We start from the raw sequence: 17660 nt of genomic DNA, 5'->3' as shown, positions 1-17660 counted from the left end.
CGGCCGGATCACTCCGCCGCCTCGGCAAGCCCGTCGTCGTCCTCGTCGCTGTCGAGCGAGGACAGTTCGACGTTGAGGCCCAGCGAGCGCATTTCCTTGACGAGCACGTTGAAGCTTTCGGGAATGCCGGCCTCGAAGGTGTCGTCGCCCTTGACGATCGCTTCATAGACCTTGGTGCGGCCGACCACGTCGTCGGACTTCACCGTCAGCATTTCCTGCAGCGTGTACGCGGCGCCATAGGCCTGGAGCGCCCAGACCTCCATCTCACCGAAGCGCTGGCCGCCGAACTGCGCCTTGCCGCCCAGCGGCTGCTGGGTGACGAGCGAGTACGGCCCGATCGAACGCGCGTGGATCTTGTCGTCGACCAGGTGGTGCAGCTTCAGCATGTAGATGTAGCCCACGGTCACCTTGCGGTCGAAGGCATCGCCGGTACGCCCGTCGAACAGGGTGACCTGCCCGCTGGTGTTGTATCCGGCCTTCGCCAGCATGTCCGACACGTCGGCCTCGCGCGCACCGTCGAACACCGGGGTGCCCATCGGAACGCCGTTCTTCAGGTTGGTCGCCAGTTCCACGATCTCGGGCGTGGAGCGCTCCTCGATCTCGGCGTGGTAGTTCTCGCCGTAGATGTCCTTGAGCTTGTCGACCACCGCGGTCGGCGGCGCGGCGGCCTCCGGATCGGGATTGGCGTGACGCCATTCCTCGAGCGCGGCTGTAACCTGCTGGCCAAGGCCGCGCGCGGCCATGCCAAGGTGCGTTTCGAAGATCTGCCCCACGTTCATGCGCGAAGGCACGCCCAGCGGGTTCAGCACGATGTCGACCGGCGTACCGTCTTCAAGGAACGGCATGTCTTCCTGCGGGAGAATCCGCGAGATGACGCCCTTGTTACCGTGACGGCCGGCCATCTTGTCGCCCGGCTGCAGCTTGCGCTTCACCGCAACGAAGACCTTGACCATCTTGAGCACGCCCGGCGCCAGTTCGTCACCGCGTTCGAGCTTTTCCTTGCGGTCCTCGAACTTCTCCTGGATCTGCTTCACGGCCTCGTCGTACTGGGTCTTCACCGCTTCGAGCTGGCCCTGCACCCTGTCATCGGCGACGGCGAACTTCCACCACTCGTGCTTTTCGACATCGGCAAGCACCTGCTCGTCGATCTCCACGGCCTTCTTCACACCCTTGGGCGCGGCCGAAGCGGTCTGGCCCAGAAGCATGTCGCGCAGGCGGTTGTAGGTGGCGCGGTTGAGTATCGCGCGTTCGTCCTCGCGGTCCTTGGCTAGCCTCTCGATTTCCTCGTTCTGGATCGCGCGGGTACGGTCATCGATCTCGATGCCGTGGCGGTTGAACACGCGCACTTCCACGATCGTGCCGGCAACGCCCGGCGGCAGGCGCAGCGAGGTGTCGCGCACGTCGCTGGCCTTTTCACCGAAGATCGCGCGGAGGAGCTTTTCCTCCGGCGTCATCGGGCTTTCGCCCTTCGGCGTGATCTTGCCGACCAGGATATCGCCCGGGTGCACTTCGGCGCCGATATAGACGATGCCCGCCTCGTCGAGGTTGCGCAGCGCTTCCTCGCCCACGTTCGGGATGTCGCGGGTGATGTCTTCCGGCCCCAGCTTGGTGTCGCGGGCCATGACTTCGAATTCCTCGATGTGGATCGAGGTGAAGACGTCGTCCTTCACGATCCGTTCGGAGATCAGGATCGAGTCTTCATAGTTGTAGCCGTTCCACGGCATGAACGCGACGAGGCTGTTGCGGCCCAGCGCCAGTTCGCCCAGCTCGGTGGAAGGACCGTCGGCCAGGATATCGCCCTTGGCGACGATATCGCCCACCTTCACCAGCGGACGCTGGTTGATGCAGGTGTTCTGGTTCGAACGCTGGAACTTCTGCAACGTGTAGATATCGACGCCCGACTGGCCGGGTTCGATATCGCCGCTGGCGCGGATCACGATGCGGGTGGCGTCCACCTGGTCGACGATGCCGTCGCGCAGCGCGGCGATCGCGGCGCCCGAATCGCGCGCCACGGTGCCTTCCATGCCGGTGCCCACGAACGGAGCCTCGGCCTTGACCAGCGGCACCGCCTGGCGCTGCATGTTCGAGCCCATCAGCGCGCGGTTGGCGTCATCGTTTTCCAGGAACGGAATCAGCGAAGCGGCCACCGAGACGAGCTGCTTGGGCGAAACGTCCATCAGCGTCACGTTTTCACGGGGCGACATCACGAATTCGCCGGCTTCGCGCGCCGAGACCAGTTCCTCCACGAAGGAGCCGTCCTCGTTCAGTTCGGCGGACGCCTGCGCAACGGTGTTCTTCTGCTCTTCCATCGCCGAAAGATAGACCACTTCGCGGGTCACCTTGCCGTCGATCACCTTGCGATACGGCGTCTCGATGAAGCCGTACTTGTTGACGCGGGCAAAGGTGCTCAGCGAGTTGATCAGGCCGATGTTCGGGCCTTCTGGCGTCTCGATCGGGCAGATGCGGCCATAGTGCGTGGGGTGGACGTCGCGGACTTCGAAGCCCGCGCGTTCACGCGTGAGGCCGCCCGGCCCAAGCGCCGAAACGCGGCGCTTGTGCGTCACTTCGGACAGCGGGTTGGTCTGGTCCATGAACTGCGAGAGCTGGCTGGAACCGAAGAACTCGCGCACCGCGGCCACGGCGGGCTTCGCGTTGATCAGGTCGTTCGGCATCACGGTCGACACGTCGACTGACGACATACGCTCCTTCACCGCGCGTTCCATGCGCAGCAGGCCGACGCGGTACTGGTTCTCCAGCAGTTCGCCCACAGACCGGACGCGGCGGTTGCCGAGGTTGTCGATATCGTCGACTTCGCCCTTGCCGTCCTTCAGGTCCACCAGTTCCTTGACCACGGCGAGGATATCCTCGGTGCGCAGCGTGGTGACGGTGTCCGCGGCATCGAGGCCAAGGCGCATGTTCAGCTTCACGCGGCCCACCGCCGAAAGGTCATAGCGGTCGGGATCGAAGAACAGGCCCTCGAACAGCGCTTCGGCGGTTTCGCGCGTCGGCGGTTCGCCGGGGCGCATCACGCGATAGATTTCGGCCAGCGCGTGATCGCGATCCTCGGCCTTGTCGGCCTTCATCGTGTTGCGGATCCACGGGCCGGTATTCATGTGGTCGATATCGAGCAGCTCGAGCCGGTCGACGCCCGCCTTGTCGAGAACTTCAAGGTTCTCCGGCGAAACCTCGTCGCCCGCCTCGATCCAGATGCGCCCGGTCGATTCGTCGATCAGGTCGCGCGCGGCATAGCGGCCGAAGATTTCCTCGGTCGGGATCAGCAGTTCCTCAAGCCCGTCCTTCTGCGCCTTGTTGGCGGCACGCGGGCTGATCTTCTGGCCGGCGGGGAAGATCACTTCGCCGGACTTCGCATCGACGATGTCGAACGTCGGCTTCGCGCCGCGCCACTGTTCCAGCACGAAAGGCACGCGCCAGCCACCCTCACCACGCTCCCAGAACACAGTGTCGTAGAAGTGGTGGAGGATTTCCTCGCTGTCGAGGCCCAGGGCATAAAGCAGCGCGGTAACCGGCAGCTTGCGCTTGCGGTCGATACGGACGTTGACGATGTCCTTCGCGTCGAACTCGAAATCCAGCCACGAACCGCGATAGGGAATCACGCGCGCGGCGAACAGGTACTTGCCCGAAGAGTGCGTCTTGCCGCGATCATGGTCGAACAGCACGCCCGGCGAACGGTGCATCTGCGACACGATCACGCGCTCGGTGCCGTTGATGATGAAGGTGCCGTTCTGCGTCATGAGCGGCATGTCGCCCATGTAAACGTCCTGCTCCTTGATATCGATGAGCGACTTCGTTTCCGTGTCGGGATCGACTTCGAAGGTGGCAAGCTTCAGCGTCACCTTCATCGGTGCCGCATACGTGATGCCGCGCTGGCGGCATTCGTTCACGTCGTACTTCGGCGGCTCGAGGACGTAACCGTCCTTTTCCTTGATATCCAGGCTGGCGGTGCCCGCGAAATCCTGGATCGGGAAGACCGACCGCAGCGTCTTTTCCAGGCCCGAGACATAGCCGGTGGCCGGATCGGAGCGCAGGAACTGTTCATACGATTCGCGCTGGACCTCGATCAGGTTCGGCATCTGCACCACTTCGTGGATGTCGCCGAAGATCTTGCGGATGCGCTTCTTCGCACTCGCGCGCGGGGGGGTCTGGGCCTTGGTCGCCATAGGAGGAGGTCGCCTCTTCGCTTCGGGTCGGCCGCCCCGAAGGACGGCGGGAGAAATTCATGCCACGCGCAGACGGTGGCACCATGCAGAACGCAAAACACGCCGCACGGCACACGGCTTCCCGGTTCGGGAATCCAAGCCTTGCAGCGTTGTCGCGTCAGATGGATAACCCGCCGCTTCCTTCCGTGGAAAGCCCCTGCGCATGGGCCTGCCTTGCTCGATGCGGCGAGTACGGATTTGCATATAGGAACGCCGGGCCGCCGAGTCAAACACGCCCCCCCGATTCAAACGGGTGGCGCGGAAGGGACATTGCCGATAAGGTCCGAAACGGACGGGTCGCGCGCACATCTTTCGAGGAGAGATGCCGATGACCCCTGCCCCGAAACCAGCCGAGCATCCGGTTCCGGCATTGACCCCGGAACACATCCTGCAGACCGCGACCGGGTTCTTCGCCGCGAAGACGCTGCTCACCGCCAACCGCTTCGACCTTTTCAGCCTGCTTGGCGACGGCGAAATGACCGAAAGCGGGATTGGCGCGGCGACGGGCATCCAGCCCCGCGGGCGGCGGGACTTCCTGGATGCGCTGGTGGCGCTGGGCCTGCTCGCACGCGAAGGCGACGGGCCGGATGCGCGGTATGGCAATACGCCGGAGACGGCCACGTTCCTCGATCGCAAGAGCCCGGCCTGCATCGGCGGGTTCCTGGCGATGATGAACGATCGGCTCTATCCCTTCTGGCACCGCCTTTCCGAAGCGCTGGAAAGCGGCGAATTGCAGAACGAGGCGAACGGCGGCGGCAAGCCGATGTTCGAAACGCTTTATGAAGACCCGGCCCGCCTGAAACAATTTCTCGAGGCGATGGAGGGCGCGCAGATCGGCAACTTCATCGCGCTGGCCGACGCGTTCGATTTTTCGCCTTATTCGACGCTCGCCGACCTCGGCGGCGCACTTGCCCCGCTTTCGCGCATTGTCGCCGCGCGGCACCCGCACATGAAATGTATTTCGCTCGACCTGCCACCGGCAGAGCCACTGGCGCGCGCGAAGGTGGAAGCTGCGGGGCTTTCCGATCGCGTGAGCGTCGGCTCGATAGACTTCTTCACCCAGGATTTCCCTGCGGCGGACGTGATCGCGATGGGCAACATCCTGCACGACTGGGACGAGACGCAGAAAAGACAGCTCATTGCCAAAGCATTCGCCGCACTGCCGCCGGGCGGCGCGTTCATCGCGATAGAGAACGTGATCGATGATGCGCGGCGCGAGAACGTGCTTGGCCTGATGATGAGCCTCAACATGCTGATCGAGACCGAAGGCGGGTTCGACTACACGATGGCCGATTTCACCGGATGGTGCCGGGACGCGGGCTTCACCCGGTTCGAAAAGATTCCCCTCGCCGGCGCGGCCAGCGCGGCGGTTGCGTGGAAACCGGGGTGAGCGTTGCTGCCGCGACGCACACGTACGCAACCAATCCGCTGCCCACGCAAATCCTTGACATTCAGCCGCGCGCTGTTAATGGCCCGGCCCGACCGCTCCGGCGGTCATCCGTCCGAGACAGCTGGTGGGGCCTTGCCCCTTAATTTCCGGCCTAGACGGGGAAAAGAGATTTTCCGGCCCTCGCTCCTTTCGGTGCGGCGCCATTTTGCGTTTTGCGCGCAACTCCTTCCCCATCGCACGGACTCGCCCGTGGCCGCTCGCGGCCATGGACCCCTGCATTCGCGGGGGCAAGCAAACGTAGCCGGTCGCGCGGCGGGTTCTCCCAAGGCGCGGCCAAAGTGAAGGAGTAAGGCATGGATCGTTCGCAGAAAGCCGAGTCGGTCGCATCGCTCAACGCGGTCTTCAACGAGGTCGGCGTGGTGGTTGTCACCCGCAACCTCGGCCTGACGGTGGCCCAGTCCACCGACTTGCGCACGAAGGTCCGCGATGCGGGTGCGAACTACAAGGTCGCGAAGAACCGTCTTGCCAAGCTTGCGACCCAGGACACGGACTATGCCGGCATCAGCGACATGCTGACCGGCCCGACGGCGCTGGCCACTTCGGTGGACCCGGTGGCCGCCGCCAAGGCCGTTGTCGAATTCGCCAAGACGACCGATCGGATCGAGATCGTCGGCGGCGCAATGGGCACGCAGGTTCTCGACGCGGAAGGGATCAAGGCGCTCGCCTCGATGCCGTCGCTCGACGAACTGCGCGGCAAGCTTGTCGGCCTCATCCAGGCTCCGGCGACCAAGATCGCCCAGCTCTCGACCGCTCCGGCGGCCAAGCTGGCGCGCGTCTTCGGCGCCTACGCCGCGAAGGAAGCCGCATAAGGCGTTTCAACGATTTCCGGGCGCGCGCCGCGTGCCCGGCAGCAACATCAGGAGTGAAGTAACATGGCCGATATCGCCAAGCTTGTTGAAGAACTGTCGCAGCTGACCGTCCTCGAGGCGGCCGACCTCGCCAAGGCCCTCGAAGAGGCGTGGGGCGTTTCCGCTGCCGCCGCTGTCGCGGTTGCCGGTCCCGCCGCCGGTGGCGCGGGTGGTGGCGAAGCCGCCGCTGAAGAAAAGGACGAATTCGACGTCATCCTGACCGGTGACGGCGGCAAGAAGATCCAGGTCATCAAGGAAGTCCGCGCCATCACCGGCCTGGGCCTGACCGAAGCCAAGGCCCTCGTCGAAGGCGCGCCCAAGGCCGTCAAGGAAGGCGTGAACAAGGCCGAAGCCGAAGAGATCAAGAAGAAGATCGAGGAAGCCGGCGGCACCGTCGAGCTGAAGTAATCTTCTTCGCACCGGCTCTTGCCGGGCAAAGATCGAAAGGGCGGTCCTTCGGGGTCGCCCTTTTTCGTTTCCGGTCGGTTTGCGCGCGGGCGGATCAGCGGCGGCTGAACGCCTGCCCGACCCGCGAACCGTAAATCCACGCGAACCCGCCGGTATAGCCGAACGTGGGGATATAGTCGGTCACGTCCTCGGCCCGTTCCAGCCGGTCAACGCGATTGTCGAGGATCAGCAGCCGGCCGTCGCGTCGCACCGCCAGCACGGCATGGTCCACCGGCCGAGCCCGTTCGCGCACCAGCACAAGGAACATGTCGTCGCGCGGCACGCCAAGCCGTGCCAGCAGCGCCATCTTGGCGATCGCGAAATCCTCGCAATCGCCATAGCCGCGCTGCAATGTCTCGCGCGCATCGGCCCACTCGTCGCCGCCCACGTCATCCTGATAGCGCACGTGCCAGTTGACCCAGTGGTTGACCATGTCGAGCGGGTCGCTGCCGGCAATGCGCCCGGCTTCCTGCAACAGCTCGTTCCAGTCGCCATCGGTGCCGTCCAGCTCGGCCAGCTTGCCGTCATCCCACTTCCCGGCTGCAAGCGAGGCGCCGGCCGGCACCGCCGCAAGGCCGAAAACGTCGGGCGCGGGCGGGCGTGGCGGCGGCAGCGGCGCGGCAGGCGGTTCAACGGTCCGGCAACCGGGCGGAAGCTCGTCCGCAGGGACCGGCGGCAGCGTGAACATCTCGCCCGCACCGGGGAAGAAAACATCCTGCCCTGCGGAATCCGCCAGCCCCGGCGCGGGGCATCCGGTGGGCAGCGCGCTATCGCCACCCGCCGCCGGAACGCCTTGCGGCGCAGCCATATCGGATGCGCGATCCACCGCCGCGAAGGCCGCAACGGGAAGAACGGCAGCGCAAACGGTCATCCATGCGACAACCGCCGCGCATTCCCGTTTCCCGCGTCCCGTATTCATGCCGAGCGTACCTTTCGCCCTTCTTGTGCGGCCATATATGGCAGAATCCGGCGAATCCGGCCAGAGGCCGCGCACGAGAGACGCGGGAAGCGTGCACGAAAAGGGCCGGAGCAATTCCGCCCCGGCCCCTTCGCGGCTGGCGGAATTGCTCCCGCCCCCTTCCGGTGCGCGCTTACTTGAGCGTTTTCAGGTAGGCGATGATCGCCTGGCGCTTGGCCTCGTCCGGCTGCCCGGCGTAAGTCATCTTCGTGCCGGGGACGACCTTCATCGGGTTGGCCAGATAGGTATCCAGCGTGGCGTCGTCCCAGGTAAGGCCGGACTTCTTCATCGCATCGCTGAAGTTGTAGCCGGCAACTTCGGCCGCCTTGGTGCCATAGACCGCGAACAGGCTCGGCCCGATCATGTTCTTGCCCTTCTCCACGGAGTGGCAGGTCTTGCAGATCGCGAAGGCTTTTGGCGCGGCATCGGCCGCGGTGGTTTCCGCCGCAGCTTCGGTGGTCGTCGCGGCGTCTGAGGCTGTTGCCGTATCGGTGGCCGCCGCGGAATCGGCCGGGGCCGCTTCGGTTGCAGCGGGCGCCGCTGCCTCGTCACCGCTGGCAGACGTATCGTTCTTGGCGCCGCCGCAGGCCGCCACTGCTGCCGACAGCATTGCCACGGCGAGAATTTGCGATGTCTTCCTCATCTCTCAACTCCCTCGAAGATGCGCTTCCGCATCTATCTCATTTTGCTAATGTTGTAATCTGACAATTGCGCATTAGCGCCATAATGGCCGCTTTCGCAATGGATGGCGAAGGCGTATGCGGCAGCGCCGATGTTCGATCGCCCCGCCTCTACCTGGCCGCAGGAACTGGCCGCAACCGCGCGCCTTGCCGCGCCGCTGGTGGGCGCGAACCTGTTGCAGATGGCGGTCTATTCGGTCGACGTGGTGTTCATTTCACGGCTGGGACAGGAACAGCTGGCCGCATCGTCGCTGTCGGTCGCGCTGTTCGGCCTTCTGCTGTGGAGCATGACCAGCCTGGTCGGCGCGGCCTCGCCGCTGATCGCGGCGGAGCTGGGCAAGCGTCGCCACGCGGTGCGCGAAGTGCGCCGAACCGTGCGCATGGCCGGGTGGCTGGCGCTTTTATCGGGACTGTTCATCATGGCCGTCTGCATGGCGGGCATCCCGCTGATGCGGCTGACGGGACAGGAAGAGGCGGTGATCGCACGGGCAAGGCCGTTCCTGCACATCCTGATGTTCGCGGCCATCCCTTCGACGTTCGCCATGCTCCAGCGCACGTTCGTGTCCACGCTGGGCCGGGCCGGCATCGGCACCGCCGTGACGCTGCTGGCGCTGATAGTGAACACGATCGGCAACTACGTTTTCGTTTTCGGCCATTTCGGGATGCCGGCGCTGGGGCTTGAAGGCTCCGCGCTTTCCAGCGTCACCACCAGCCTTGCGATGTGCGCGGCCTATGCCGTGATCATCCGGCGCGACAGGCGGTTCCGCCGCTACCGCCTGATGGGCAACTGGTGGAAGCCGGAAGCCGCCCGGTTCTTCGAACTCGTGCGCATCGGCCTGCCGATTGCCGCCACGGTGCTGGCCGAGGCCGGACTGTTCAGCGGCGCGGCTTTCGTGATGGGCCGGATCGGAGAGGCAGAGCTGGCGGCGCATACCGTGGCGCTGCAGCTTGTGGCGATCGCCTTCCAGGTGCCCTACGGCGTATCGCAGGCGGCCACGATCCGCGTCGGCCTTGCCTATGGCGCACGCGACGCGGCAGGCATCGCGCGCGCGGGGTGGACCGGCATCGTGCTGGGCATCGGCTTCATGGCGGTATCCGCCATAACGATCCTGCTGGCGCCGCTCCTTCTGCTGCGGCTCTATATCGATCCCGATGCGCCGCAGAATGCCGCGATGGTCGGCTTCGCCCTGCAATTCATGACCATCGCCGCCGCGTTCCAGCTGTTCGACGGGGCGCAGGCCGTGGGAGCCGGGGTGCTGCGGGGGTTGCAGGACACGCGCGTGCCGATGGTCTATGCGCTGTTCGGCTATTGGGCGGTAGGCTTTTCGGCATCGCTGTGGCTGGGCCTGCGCACGCCGCTGGGCGGTACGGGCGTGTGGCTGGGCCTGATGGCGGGGCTGGTGGTCGTCGCCGCGCTGATGCTCCAGCGTTGGGGACGGCGCAGGAAGCTGGCTCTCCTCCCCGCCTGAGCGACTTTTCCGGTTGTCGTTCATTCCGGCGAAAAGAATCTGCACCGGTATGCTTGACGCCCTGTCGGCACGCACCCATATGCGCGCCGCTGGCACTCTCCCTGCGTGAGTGCCAACAGCAATATTCTTACCTGGTAGAGGGAGCACTACTCATGAACTTCCGCCCGCTGCACGACCGCGTGCTCGTGCGCCGCGTCGAGGCCGAGGAAAAGACCGCCGGCGGCATCATCATCCCCGACAGCGCCAAGGAAAAGCCCGCCGAGGGCGAGATCGTGGCCGCTGGCAATGGCGCCCGCGACGAAAGCGGCAAGGTCCAGCCGCTCGACGTGAAGGTTGGCGACCGCGTGCTGTTCGGCAAGTGGTCGGGCACCGAAGTCAAGGTCGACGGTGAAGACCTGCTGATCATGAAGGAATCGGACATCCTTGGGGTGATTGCCTGATCATCAGGCGATAACGGACACCCCTGCAAAAGCAGGGGTCTCGGGCATCCGGACCGAACATTTCAACGGCGCACCCGGCGCCACCCGATCCCAGCTTTCGCTGGGATGACGAATTCAGGAGACATTAAATGGCAGCCAAGGACGTACGCTTCTCGCGCGACGCTCGTGAGCGCATTCTCAAGGGCGTGGACATCCTCGCCGACGCGGTGAAGGTCACGCTCGGCCCCAAGGGCCGCAACGTGGTGATCGACAAGAGCTTCGGCGCTCCGCGCATCACCAAGGACGGCGTTTCCGTCGCCAAGGAAATCGAACTCAAGGACAAGTTCGAGAACATGGGCGCGCAGATGCTGCGCGAAGTCGCCAGCAAGACCAACGATCTTGCCGGTGACGGCACCACCACCGCCACCGTGCTGGCCCAGGCGATCGTTCGCGAAGGCATGAAGTCGGTTGCGGCGGGCATGAACCCGATGGACCTGAAGCGCGGCATCGACCTTGCCGTGACCAAGGTGATCGCTGACCTGCAGGGCCGTTCGAAGGACGTTTCGGGCAACAAGGAAATCGCCCAGGTCGGCATCATTTCGGCCAACGGCGACGTCGAAGTCGGCGAAAAGATCGCCGAAGCGATGGAAAAGGTCGGCAAGGAAGGCGTGATCACCGTCGAGGAAGCCAAGGGACTCGAGTTCGAGCTCGACGTCGTCGAAGGCATGCAGTTCGACCGCGGCTACCTTTCGCCCTACTTCGTGACCAACCCCGACAAGATGACTGTCGAGCTGGAAAACCCCTACATCCTGATCCACGAGAAGAAGCTGTCGTCGCTCCAGGCGATGCTGCCGATCCTCGAGGCCGTGGTGCAGTCGGGTCGTCCGCTCCTCATCATCGCCGAGGACATCGAAGGCGAAGCGCTGGCTACCCTCGTGGTCAACAAGCTGCGCGGCGGCCTGAAGGTCGCGGCAGTCAAGGCGCCGGGCTTCGGCGATCGCCGCAAGGCGATGCTGCAGGACATCTCGATCCTCACGCAGGGCGAGATGATCAGCGAAGACCTGGGCATCAAGCTGGAAAGCGTTACGCTGGGCATGCTTGGCGAAGCCAAGAAGGTCACCATCGACAAGGACAACACCACGATCGTCGACGGTTCGGGTTCGGCCGAAGACATCAAGGCCCGTGTCGAGCAGATCCGCGCGCAGATCGAGACCACGACCAGCGATTACGACCGTGAAAAGCTGCAGGAACGCCTGGCCAAGCTGGCTGGCGGTGTTGCGGTGATCAAGGTCGGCGGTGCTTCGGAAGTCGAGGTGAAGGAACGCAAGGACCGCGTCGACGACGCGCTTCACGCGACCCGCGCCGCTGTGGAAGAAGGCATCGTCCCCGGTGGCGGTACGGCCCTTCTCTACGCCGCAAAGGTGCTTGACGGCTTCAAGGGCGCCAACGACGACCAGACCCGCGGTGTGGACATCGTGCGCAAGGCAGTCGAAGCGCCGATCCGCCAGATCGCCCAAAACGCCGGCCACGATGGCGCGGTCGTTGCGGGCAACCTGCTGCGCGAAAACGACGAAACCAAGGGCTTCAACGCCGCGACCGACGTTTACGAGAACCTCGTGGATGCCGGCGTGGTTGACCCGACCAAGGTCGTTCGCACCGCGCTTCAGGATGCGGCTTCGGTTGCCGGCCTGCTGATCACCACCGAAGCGGCGATCAGCGAACTGCCCGAAGACAAGCCCGCGATGCCCCCTATGGGCGGCGACATGGGCGGCATGGGTGGCATGGGCGGCATGGGCTTCTAAGCCCGCGCCGAGCCAACGCTCGAAATCGAAAGGGGTCGGGGAACGCAGGTTCTCCGGCCCTTTTTCATGGGCAGCCTTCGTTCCGCCGGATCAGGTGCGTTCCAGCAGGATCAGCGCGCGTTCGCCCTGATCGGGCTGGTGCGTGTCATAGCGAGAGAAGCCCAGCTTTGCCGCCAGCGCCAGCGAAGCGTCATGACCATCCTCAATCATGCAGGCGATCCGGCGTTTGCCATGCGCACCGTCGAACCAGGCAAGCGCGGCGCGCATCGCTTCGCCGGCATAGCCCTTGCCCCACGTGTCCTGCCGCAGGATCCAACCCGCTTCGGGCGTGTCGTCCATGCCCTTGCCGAAGCCGCGCCATGAATGGAACACCCCGGCGATCCCCGCGATTTCGTCGCGCCCCTTCTCGCGCAGAACGAACGTGCCATAGCCGAACAGCGCCCACGATCCGGCGTTGCGCAAAAGGCGCGCCGCCTCTTCGCCCATGCTGGTCGGCCGGTTGCCGAGGAAATAGCGGACCTCTTCGGGGGCGACCACGTCGAACAGGCCGCGTTCGTCCCCGGGGCGCGGCCGCCAGAGTTCCAGCCGGTCGGTAGCGATCATCGGTGCGGTGTCCGACAGGTACGGGGTCATAGCCAGATATCCACGGTATGAATCGCCACGCCGACAAGCCCGCCCACCAGCGTGCCGTTGACGCGAATGAACTGCAGGTCGCGGCCCACTGCGCCCTCGATCCGGTCGGTTACGGTGCGCGCATCCCAGCGGCGCACGGTTTCGGAAACCAGTCGCACGATCTGCGTGCCATAGCGGCTGGAAACGCCCACCAGCGTACGCCGCGCGAAGCGATTGACCAGAATCTGCAGTCGCTTGTCCGTTTCAAGCGCGCGTCCCAGTTCGGCCAGGCTGTCTCCCAGTTGACCGGCCAGTACGCCTTCGGGTTCGCGCACCATGGCCAGCAGGCGTGTCCGGCCCCGCTCCCAAAGCGCATCGAGCCATTGGCCGAAAGCGGGATTGGCAAGGATTTCCACCTTCATGCGCTCCACCCGGTCGCGCATTTGGGGATCGTGGACGAGATCGTGCGCAAGCTGTTCCAGCCCGTCTTCAATCCGGCGGCGCAGCGGATGGTCGGGCACCACCACGGTTTCGGCAAGGAGCTTGTAGAGGCCATCGAGGATGGCGTTCGCCAGCCGTTCGTCCAGCTTGGTCCAGCGCAACAGGGTGTTCGCGCGGTCGTGGATCATCGCGCGGATCACGTCTTCGTTGTCTTCCAGCGTCATCGCCGCGCGGCGGATCAACGCCTCGATCACCGGCATGTGCCGTCCATCGGCGATAGCGGCGCCCAGCAGGTTGCCGAGCAGCGGGCTGACCTGCCACTTTTCAAGCTGCGTGCGCAGCGCGTTCTTGGCGATGCCGCCCAGCTTTTCCTGGTCGAGCGATTCCAGCACATCGGCGAACAGGTTTGCCGCGCCTTCGCGCAGCCGCCCCTCGCCCCCTTGCGGGTCGGACAGGAAGGCACCGGCGGCGGCGGCGGCGTTCATGCCCGAAAGGCGACGCGCGACGACCTGCGGCGTCAGGAAGTTCTCCTGCAGGAACACCGCCATCGTATCGGCGATGCGGTCCTTGTTTTCGGGAATGATCGCCGTGTGCGGGATCGGCAGGCCCAGCGGGCGGCGGAACAGCGCGGTTACGGCAAACCAGTCCGCCAGTCCGCCGACCATCGCCGCTTCGGAAAAGGCGCGAACGTAACCCCAGGCGGGGTGGAGGCCCAGGAAGTGCCGCGAAACGACGAACAGCCCGGCCATCGCCAGCAACAGCGCCGTCGCGATAATCCGCATTCGCCGCGCCCGGTCGACCGGCACGAGCAGGCCCGGCGCCCGCCGAATCGCCCCACGGGCCCGGGCGGCTGCAGCCGGCCTTGCGGCCGGATCGGAGGGCGTGCTGGTCACTCCGCGGGAACGGCCTCCGGCGCGTGGGAACCCGAACCGCGATGATGCGGCTCGTATCCAAGGACATTGCGGGCCAGCCACGGACCCAGGCGCTTTTCAAGCCCGTCGGCAAGGCTGAATCCGGCGGGGACGATCAACAGCGTCAGCAGCGTGGACAGCGTCAGCCCGCCGATCACGACGATGCCCATCGGCGCGCGCCAGCCCGCGTCGCCGCCCAGCGAAAGCGCCGTGGGGACCATGCCCGCGACCATCGCCACCGTGGTCATCACGATCGGCTGGGCGCGCTTGTGTCCTGCATCGGTCACCGCCTGCTGCTTGGGCACACCGGACGCCATCTCTTCAAGGGCAAAGTCGATCAGCAGGATCGAGTTCTTGGCCACGATGCCGAAGAGCATGAGGATGCCGATGAACACCGGCAGCGAAAACGGCTGGTTCACGATGATCAGCGCGATCAATCCGCCCAGCGGCGCAAGGAAAAGCGAACCCATGTTGACCAGCGGCGACACGAACCGACGATAAAGCAGCACGAGGACCGAGAAAACCAGCATTACACCCGAAGCGAGTGCGATTCCGAAGTTGTGCAACATCTCCGCCTGGAATCGGTCCTGCCCGGCAGCGGTGTTGGACACGCCCTGCGGCAGGTTCTGCATGATCGGCAGCTTCCTGATCTCGGCATCGGCCACGCCCTTCTGCCCGCCGGGCGGAAGGTCTGCGCCAACGAACACGCGGCGGCTCTGGTTATAGCGCTGGATCGAAGTCGGGCCGGACCCGAAGCTGATCGTCGCCACCGTGGACAGCGGCACCGATCCGCCGCTTGCGGTGGGCACCGGAAGGTTCTCGATTGTCGCGATCTCGCGCCGCGAATCCTCCGCCAGCTTGACGCGGATGGGAATCTGTCTGTCGGACAAGGAGAACTTGGCACTGTTCTGGTCGATCTCGCCCAGCGTGGCGATGCGGATTACCTGACTCATGGCCGCGGTGTTGACGCCCAGCGACGCAGCAAGATCGAAGTGGGGGGTGATCACGATCTCCGGCCGCTTCAGGTCGGCGCTGATACGCGGCGCGACCACGCTTTTCAGCCCGCTCATCTGCTTGACCAGCGTCTGCGCGGTGCTCTGCAGCAGTTGGGGGTCCGAGCCTGACAGCATTACGCTGATCGCCCGGCCCGAACCGCTTTCCGGCCCCCCGCCATTCATGTCCTGGAACGTCACGCGCGCGTCGGGGATGGCCTGCAGCACGGGTGCGAGCTGGCGCGAGAATTCAATACTCGAACGCTTACGGTCGTTGCGAAGCGTGACATAGACATTCGCGCTTGCCTCGCGAACGGATTCGAGCTGGTTCTTCACTTCCTGTTGCCTGGCAAGGAGAGCAACGACCTTGTCCGTCACCTTTTCGGTTTGCTCAAGCGTCGTGCCCGGCACCATCTCGATATTCACCGTCGCATAATCGATGTCGGTATCGGGGAAGAACTGCTGTGGAATCTGCGAGACGATCAGCCCGCTCAGCGCCAGCGCACCAAGGCCGACACCCAGCATCCATACGCGGTGATCGCCGCGGATACGCGCATCGACGCGCTGGGCGACATAGCCGTACCAACGGGCGAACGGCCCGCTGGACAGGCCGACAACGGACGAAATCACCTTGGCCGCAACGATCACCCCGGCAACGCCCGCGACAAGGGCCGCAATCGCCGTGGCCAGGCCGGGCAGTTTCAGCATGCCGCCAAGTTTCACGACACCGTAAACCGCCGCCGGAAATGCCGCGACAACCAGCAACCACAGAACTGTGCCGACGATCACGTGCCACCAGCGCCCGCTGGCCGGAACCAGCCGGCTGCGAATGGCTTCGGCCTTGTCGCGATTGAGCGACCAGTGAAGGACCTTCATGTAACGGTCCATCATCGGCCCTTCGCCATGGCTTTCCTGCCCGTGCGCCTTCAGGAAATAGGCCGCGACCATCGGTGTTATCATGCGCGCGACCAGCAGGCTGAACAGCACGGCGACAACCACGGTCAGGCCAAAGTTCTTGAAGAACTGCCCCGAAACACCGGGCATCAACGCGACCGGGAAGAACACCGCGACGATCGAAAACGTCGTCGCGACGACCGCCAGGCCGATCTCGTCCGCCGCGTCTATCGATGCCTGATACGCGCTTTTGCCCATTCGCATGTGGCGCACGATGTTCTCGATTTCGACGATCGCGTCATCGACCAGCACGCCCGCGACAAGGCCGAGCGCGAGCAGTGACATCGTGTTGAGCGTGAAGCCCATCAGGTGCAGCACGAAAAACGTGGGGATCGACGACAGCGGGATAGCCAGCGCCGAAACGATCGTCGCGCGCCAGTCGCGCAGGAAGAAGAACACCACGATCACCGCCAGAATCGCGCCTTCGACCATCGCCGACATAGACGAATGGTACTGCTCCTTGGTGTACTGCACCGAGTTGAAGACGTTGGTGAAGTGGACGCGCCCGCCCTGCTCCTTCTCGATCTTGTTCAGTTCCTTGACCGCGTCATCATAGACGCTGACGTCCGACTCCCCGCGCGAACGCGCGATGGAGATGGTCACCGCCGGACGTCCGTTGATCTTGGCGATCCGGGTCAGTTCGCTATAGCCGTCGCGCACTTTCGCGATATCACCCAGGCGGACAGTGCGGCCATTGCCAATCGCAATTTCCGTTTGCGAAAGCTTGTAGGCATCGCTTGCGTTGCCCAGCACGCGCACGGCCTGCCGTGAACCGGCAAGCTCTGTCCGCCCGCCGGCTGCGTTGATATTCAGAGAACGCAGCGCGTTGTTCACCTGCGCGGCCGTGACGCCGAGCGAGTTCATTCGCGCGGGGTTCAGCACCACCTCGATCTCGCGGTCCACACCGCCGCCGCGATGGACCTCGGCCATGCCCGGAACGGACAGCAATCGTTTGGTCACCGTATCGTCGATGAACCAGGAAAGCTGCTCCATCGTCATGTCATCGGCCGAAACCGCGAAATAGGCGATGGGGTTCGACGAGGTGTTTACCTTGAAGACCTGCGGTTCGAGAATGCCGTCAGGCAGATCGCCGCGCACCTGATCGACCTGATTTTTCACTTCGTTGACCGCGGCGTTGATATCGGTGCCGATCTTGAACTGCACCCGCGTGGTGCTGTTGCCTTCCGTCGCGGTTGACGAGATCACGTCCACGCCCTCGATCGTGCGCACGGCGGATTCCACCCGCTGCGTGATCTGGTTCTCGATCTCGGTCGGCGCTGCGCCCGGCTGGCTGATCGAGACGATCACCATCGGGAACTCAATGTCGGGCTGGTCCTGGACCTTCATGCCCATGAACGAGACGATGCCCGCGATGGTCAGCGCCAGGAACAGGACGATGGGGACGACCGGATTGCGGATCGACCACGCGGAAAGGTTGCGGAAGTTCATTGACCGTCCCC

At 64.6% G+C, this 17660-nt stretch carries 12 protein-coding genes; 6 read left to right on the top strand and 6 right to left on the bottom strand.

From position 1 onward, the window contains the following. Positions 1 to 8: 8 nt before the first annotated feature. Entirely contained in the window at positions 9 to 4178 is a 4170-nt protein-coding gene (gene rpoB / locus RXV95_RS02060; RefSeq protein ID WP_338467367.1) for a DNA-directed RNA polymerase subunit beta, read from the bottom strand. Positions 4179 to 4545: 367 nt separating this feature from the next. Here rpoB and RXV95_RS02055 point away from each other — a divergent pair, with 367 nt between their 5' ends. The 3 genes from RXV95_RS02055 to rplL all read left to right on the top strand — a co-directional run bounded on the left by RXV95_RS02055 (position 4546) and on the right by rplL (position 6923). Continuing rightward, entirely contained in the window at positions 4546 to 5607 is a 1062-nt protein-coding gene (locus RXV95_RS02055; RefSeq protein ID WP_338467366.1) for a methyltransferase, read from the top strand. 353 nt (positions 5608 to 5960) lie between these two features. Continuing rightward, the gene (gene rplJ, locus RXV95_RS02050; protein ID WP_338467365.1) at positions 5961 to 6476 is read left to right on the top strand and encodes a 50S ribosomal protein L10; all 516 of its coding nucleotides are present in this window, start codon (positions 5961 to 5963) and stop codon (positions 6474 to 6476) included. A gap of 63 nt (positions 6477 to 6539) precedes the next feature. Continuing rightward, positions 6540 to 6923, top strand: a complete 384-nt coding sequence (gene rplL, locus RXV95_RS02045; protein WP_338467364.1) for a 50S ribosomal protein L7/L12 — start codon at positions 6540 to 6542, stop codon at positions 6921 to 6923. A gap of 94 nt (positions 6924 to 7017) precedes the next feature. Here the strand turns inward: rplL and RXV95_RS02040 are convergent, their stop codons facing one another. Together RXV95_RS02040 and RXV95_RS02035 are read right to left on the bottom strand one after the other, a co-directional pair. Then, complete coding sequence (locus RXV95_RS02040) at positions 7018 to 7881, bottom strand: transglutaminase-like cysteine peptidase (RefSeq protein ID WP_338467363.1); 864 nt, start codon at positions 7879 to 7881, stop codon at positions 7018 to 7020. A 172-nt stretch (positions 7882 to 8053) separates the two neighbouring features. Continuing rightward, positions 8054 to 8563 carry a c-type cytochrome gene (locus RXV95_RS02035; protein WP_338467362.1) on the bottom strand — a complete coding sequence of 170 codons (510 nt, stop codon included), beginning with the start codon at positions 8561 to 8563 and terminating at the stop codon, positions 8054 to 8056. 129 nt (positions 8564 to 8692) lie between these two features. Here RXV95_RS02035 and RXV95_RS02030 point away from each other — a divergent pair, with 129 nt between their 5' ends. From RXV95_RS02030 to groL, 3 genes are all read left to right on the top strand, one after another. Further along, positions 8693 to 10069, top strand: coding sequence for an MATE family efflux transporter (locus tag RXV95_RS02030; RefSeq protein WP_338467361.1), 1377 nt, complete (start codon positions 8693 to 8695; stop codon positions 10067 to 10069). Positions 10070 to 10221: 152 nt separating this feature from the next. Then, positions 10222 to 10509: a co-chaperone GroES gene (gene groES / locus RXV95_RS02025; protein ID WP_338467360.1), complete on the top strand. Its 288-nt coding sequence runs from the start codon at positions 10222 to 10224 to the stop codon at positions 10507 to 10509. A 128-nt stretch (positions 10510 to 10637) separates the two neighbouring features. Next, positions 10638 to 12290 carry a chaperonin GroEL gene (groL, locus tag RXV95_RS02020; RefSeq protein WP_338467359.1) on the top strand — a complete coding sequence of 551 codons (1653 nt, stop codon included), beginning with the start codon at positions 10638 to 10640 and terminating at the stop codon, positions 12288 to 12290. A 90-nt stretch (positions 12291 to 12380) separates the two neighbouring features. Here the strand turns inward: groL and RXV95_RS02015 are convergent, their stop codons facing one another. The 3 genes from RXV95_RS02015 to RXV95_RS02005 all read right to left on the bottom strand — a co-directional run bounded on the left by RXV95_RS02015 (position 12381) and on the right by RXV95_RS02005 (position 17649). Next, positions 12381 to 12923: a GNAT family N-acetyltransferase gene (locus tag RXV95_RS02015; RefSeq protein WP_338467358.1), complete on the bottom strand. Its 543-nt coding sequence runs from the start codon at positions 12921 to 12923 to the stop codon at positions 12381 to 12383. Beyond that, complete coding sequence (locus RXV95_RS02010) at positions 12920 to 14125, bottom strand: DUF445 domain-containing protein (RefSeq protein WP_338467357.1); 1206 nt, start codon at positions 14123 to 14125, stop codon at positions 12920 to 12922. The genes RXV95_RS02015 and RXV95_RS02010 overlap by 4 nt, the downstream gene beginning before the upstream one ends. 107 nt (positions 14126 to 14232) lie before the next feature. Further along, a complete protein-coding gene (locus tag RXV95_RS02005; protein ID WP_338467356.1) occupies positions 14233 to 17649 on the bottom strand; it encodes an efflux RND transporter permease subunit in 3417 nt (1138 codons plus the stop codon). Between the last annotated feature and the right edge of the window lie 11 nt (positions 17650 to 17660).

Origin of the sequence: Novosphingobium sp. ZN18A2 (assembly GCF_036784765.1) — a bacterium.
GTDB lineage: Bacteria > Pseudomonadota > Alphaproteobacteria > Sphingomonadales > Sphingomonadaceae > Novosphingobium.
Note: the sequence above shows the minus strand (reverse complement) of the source record. Positions and strands in the feature narration are given on the sequence as shown.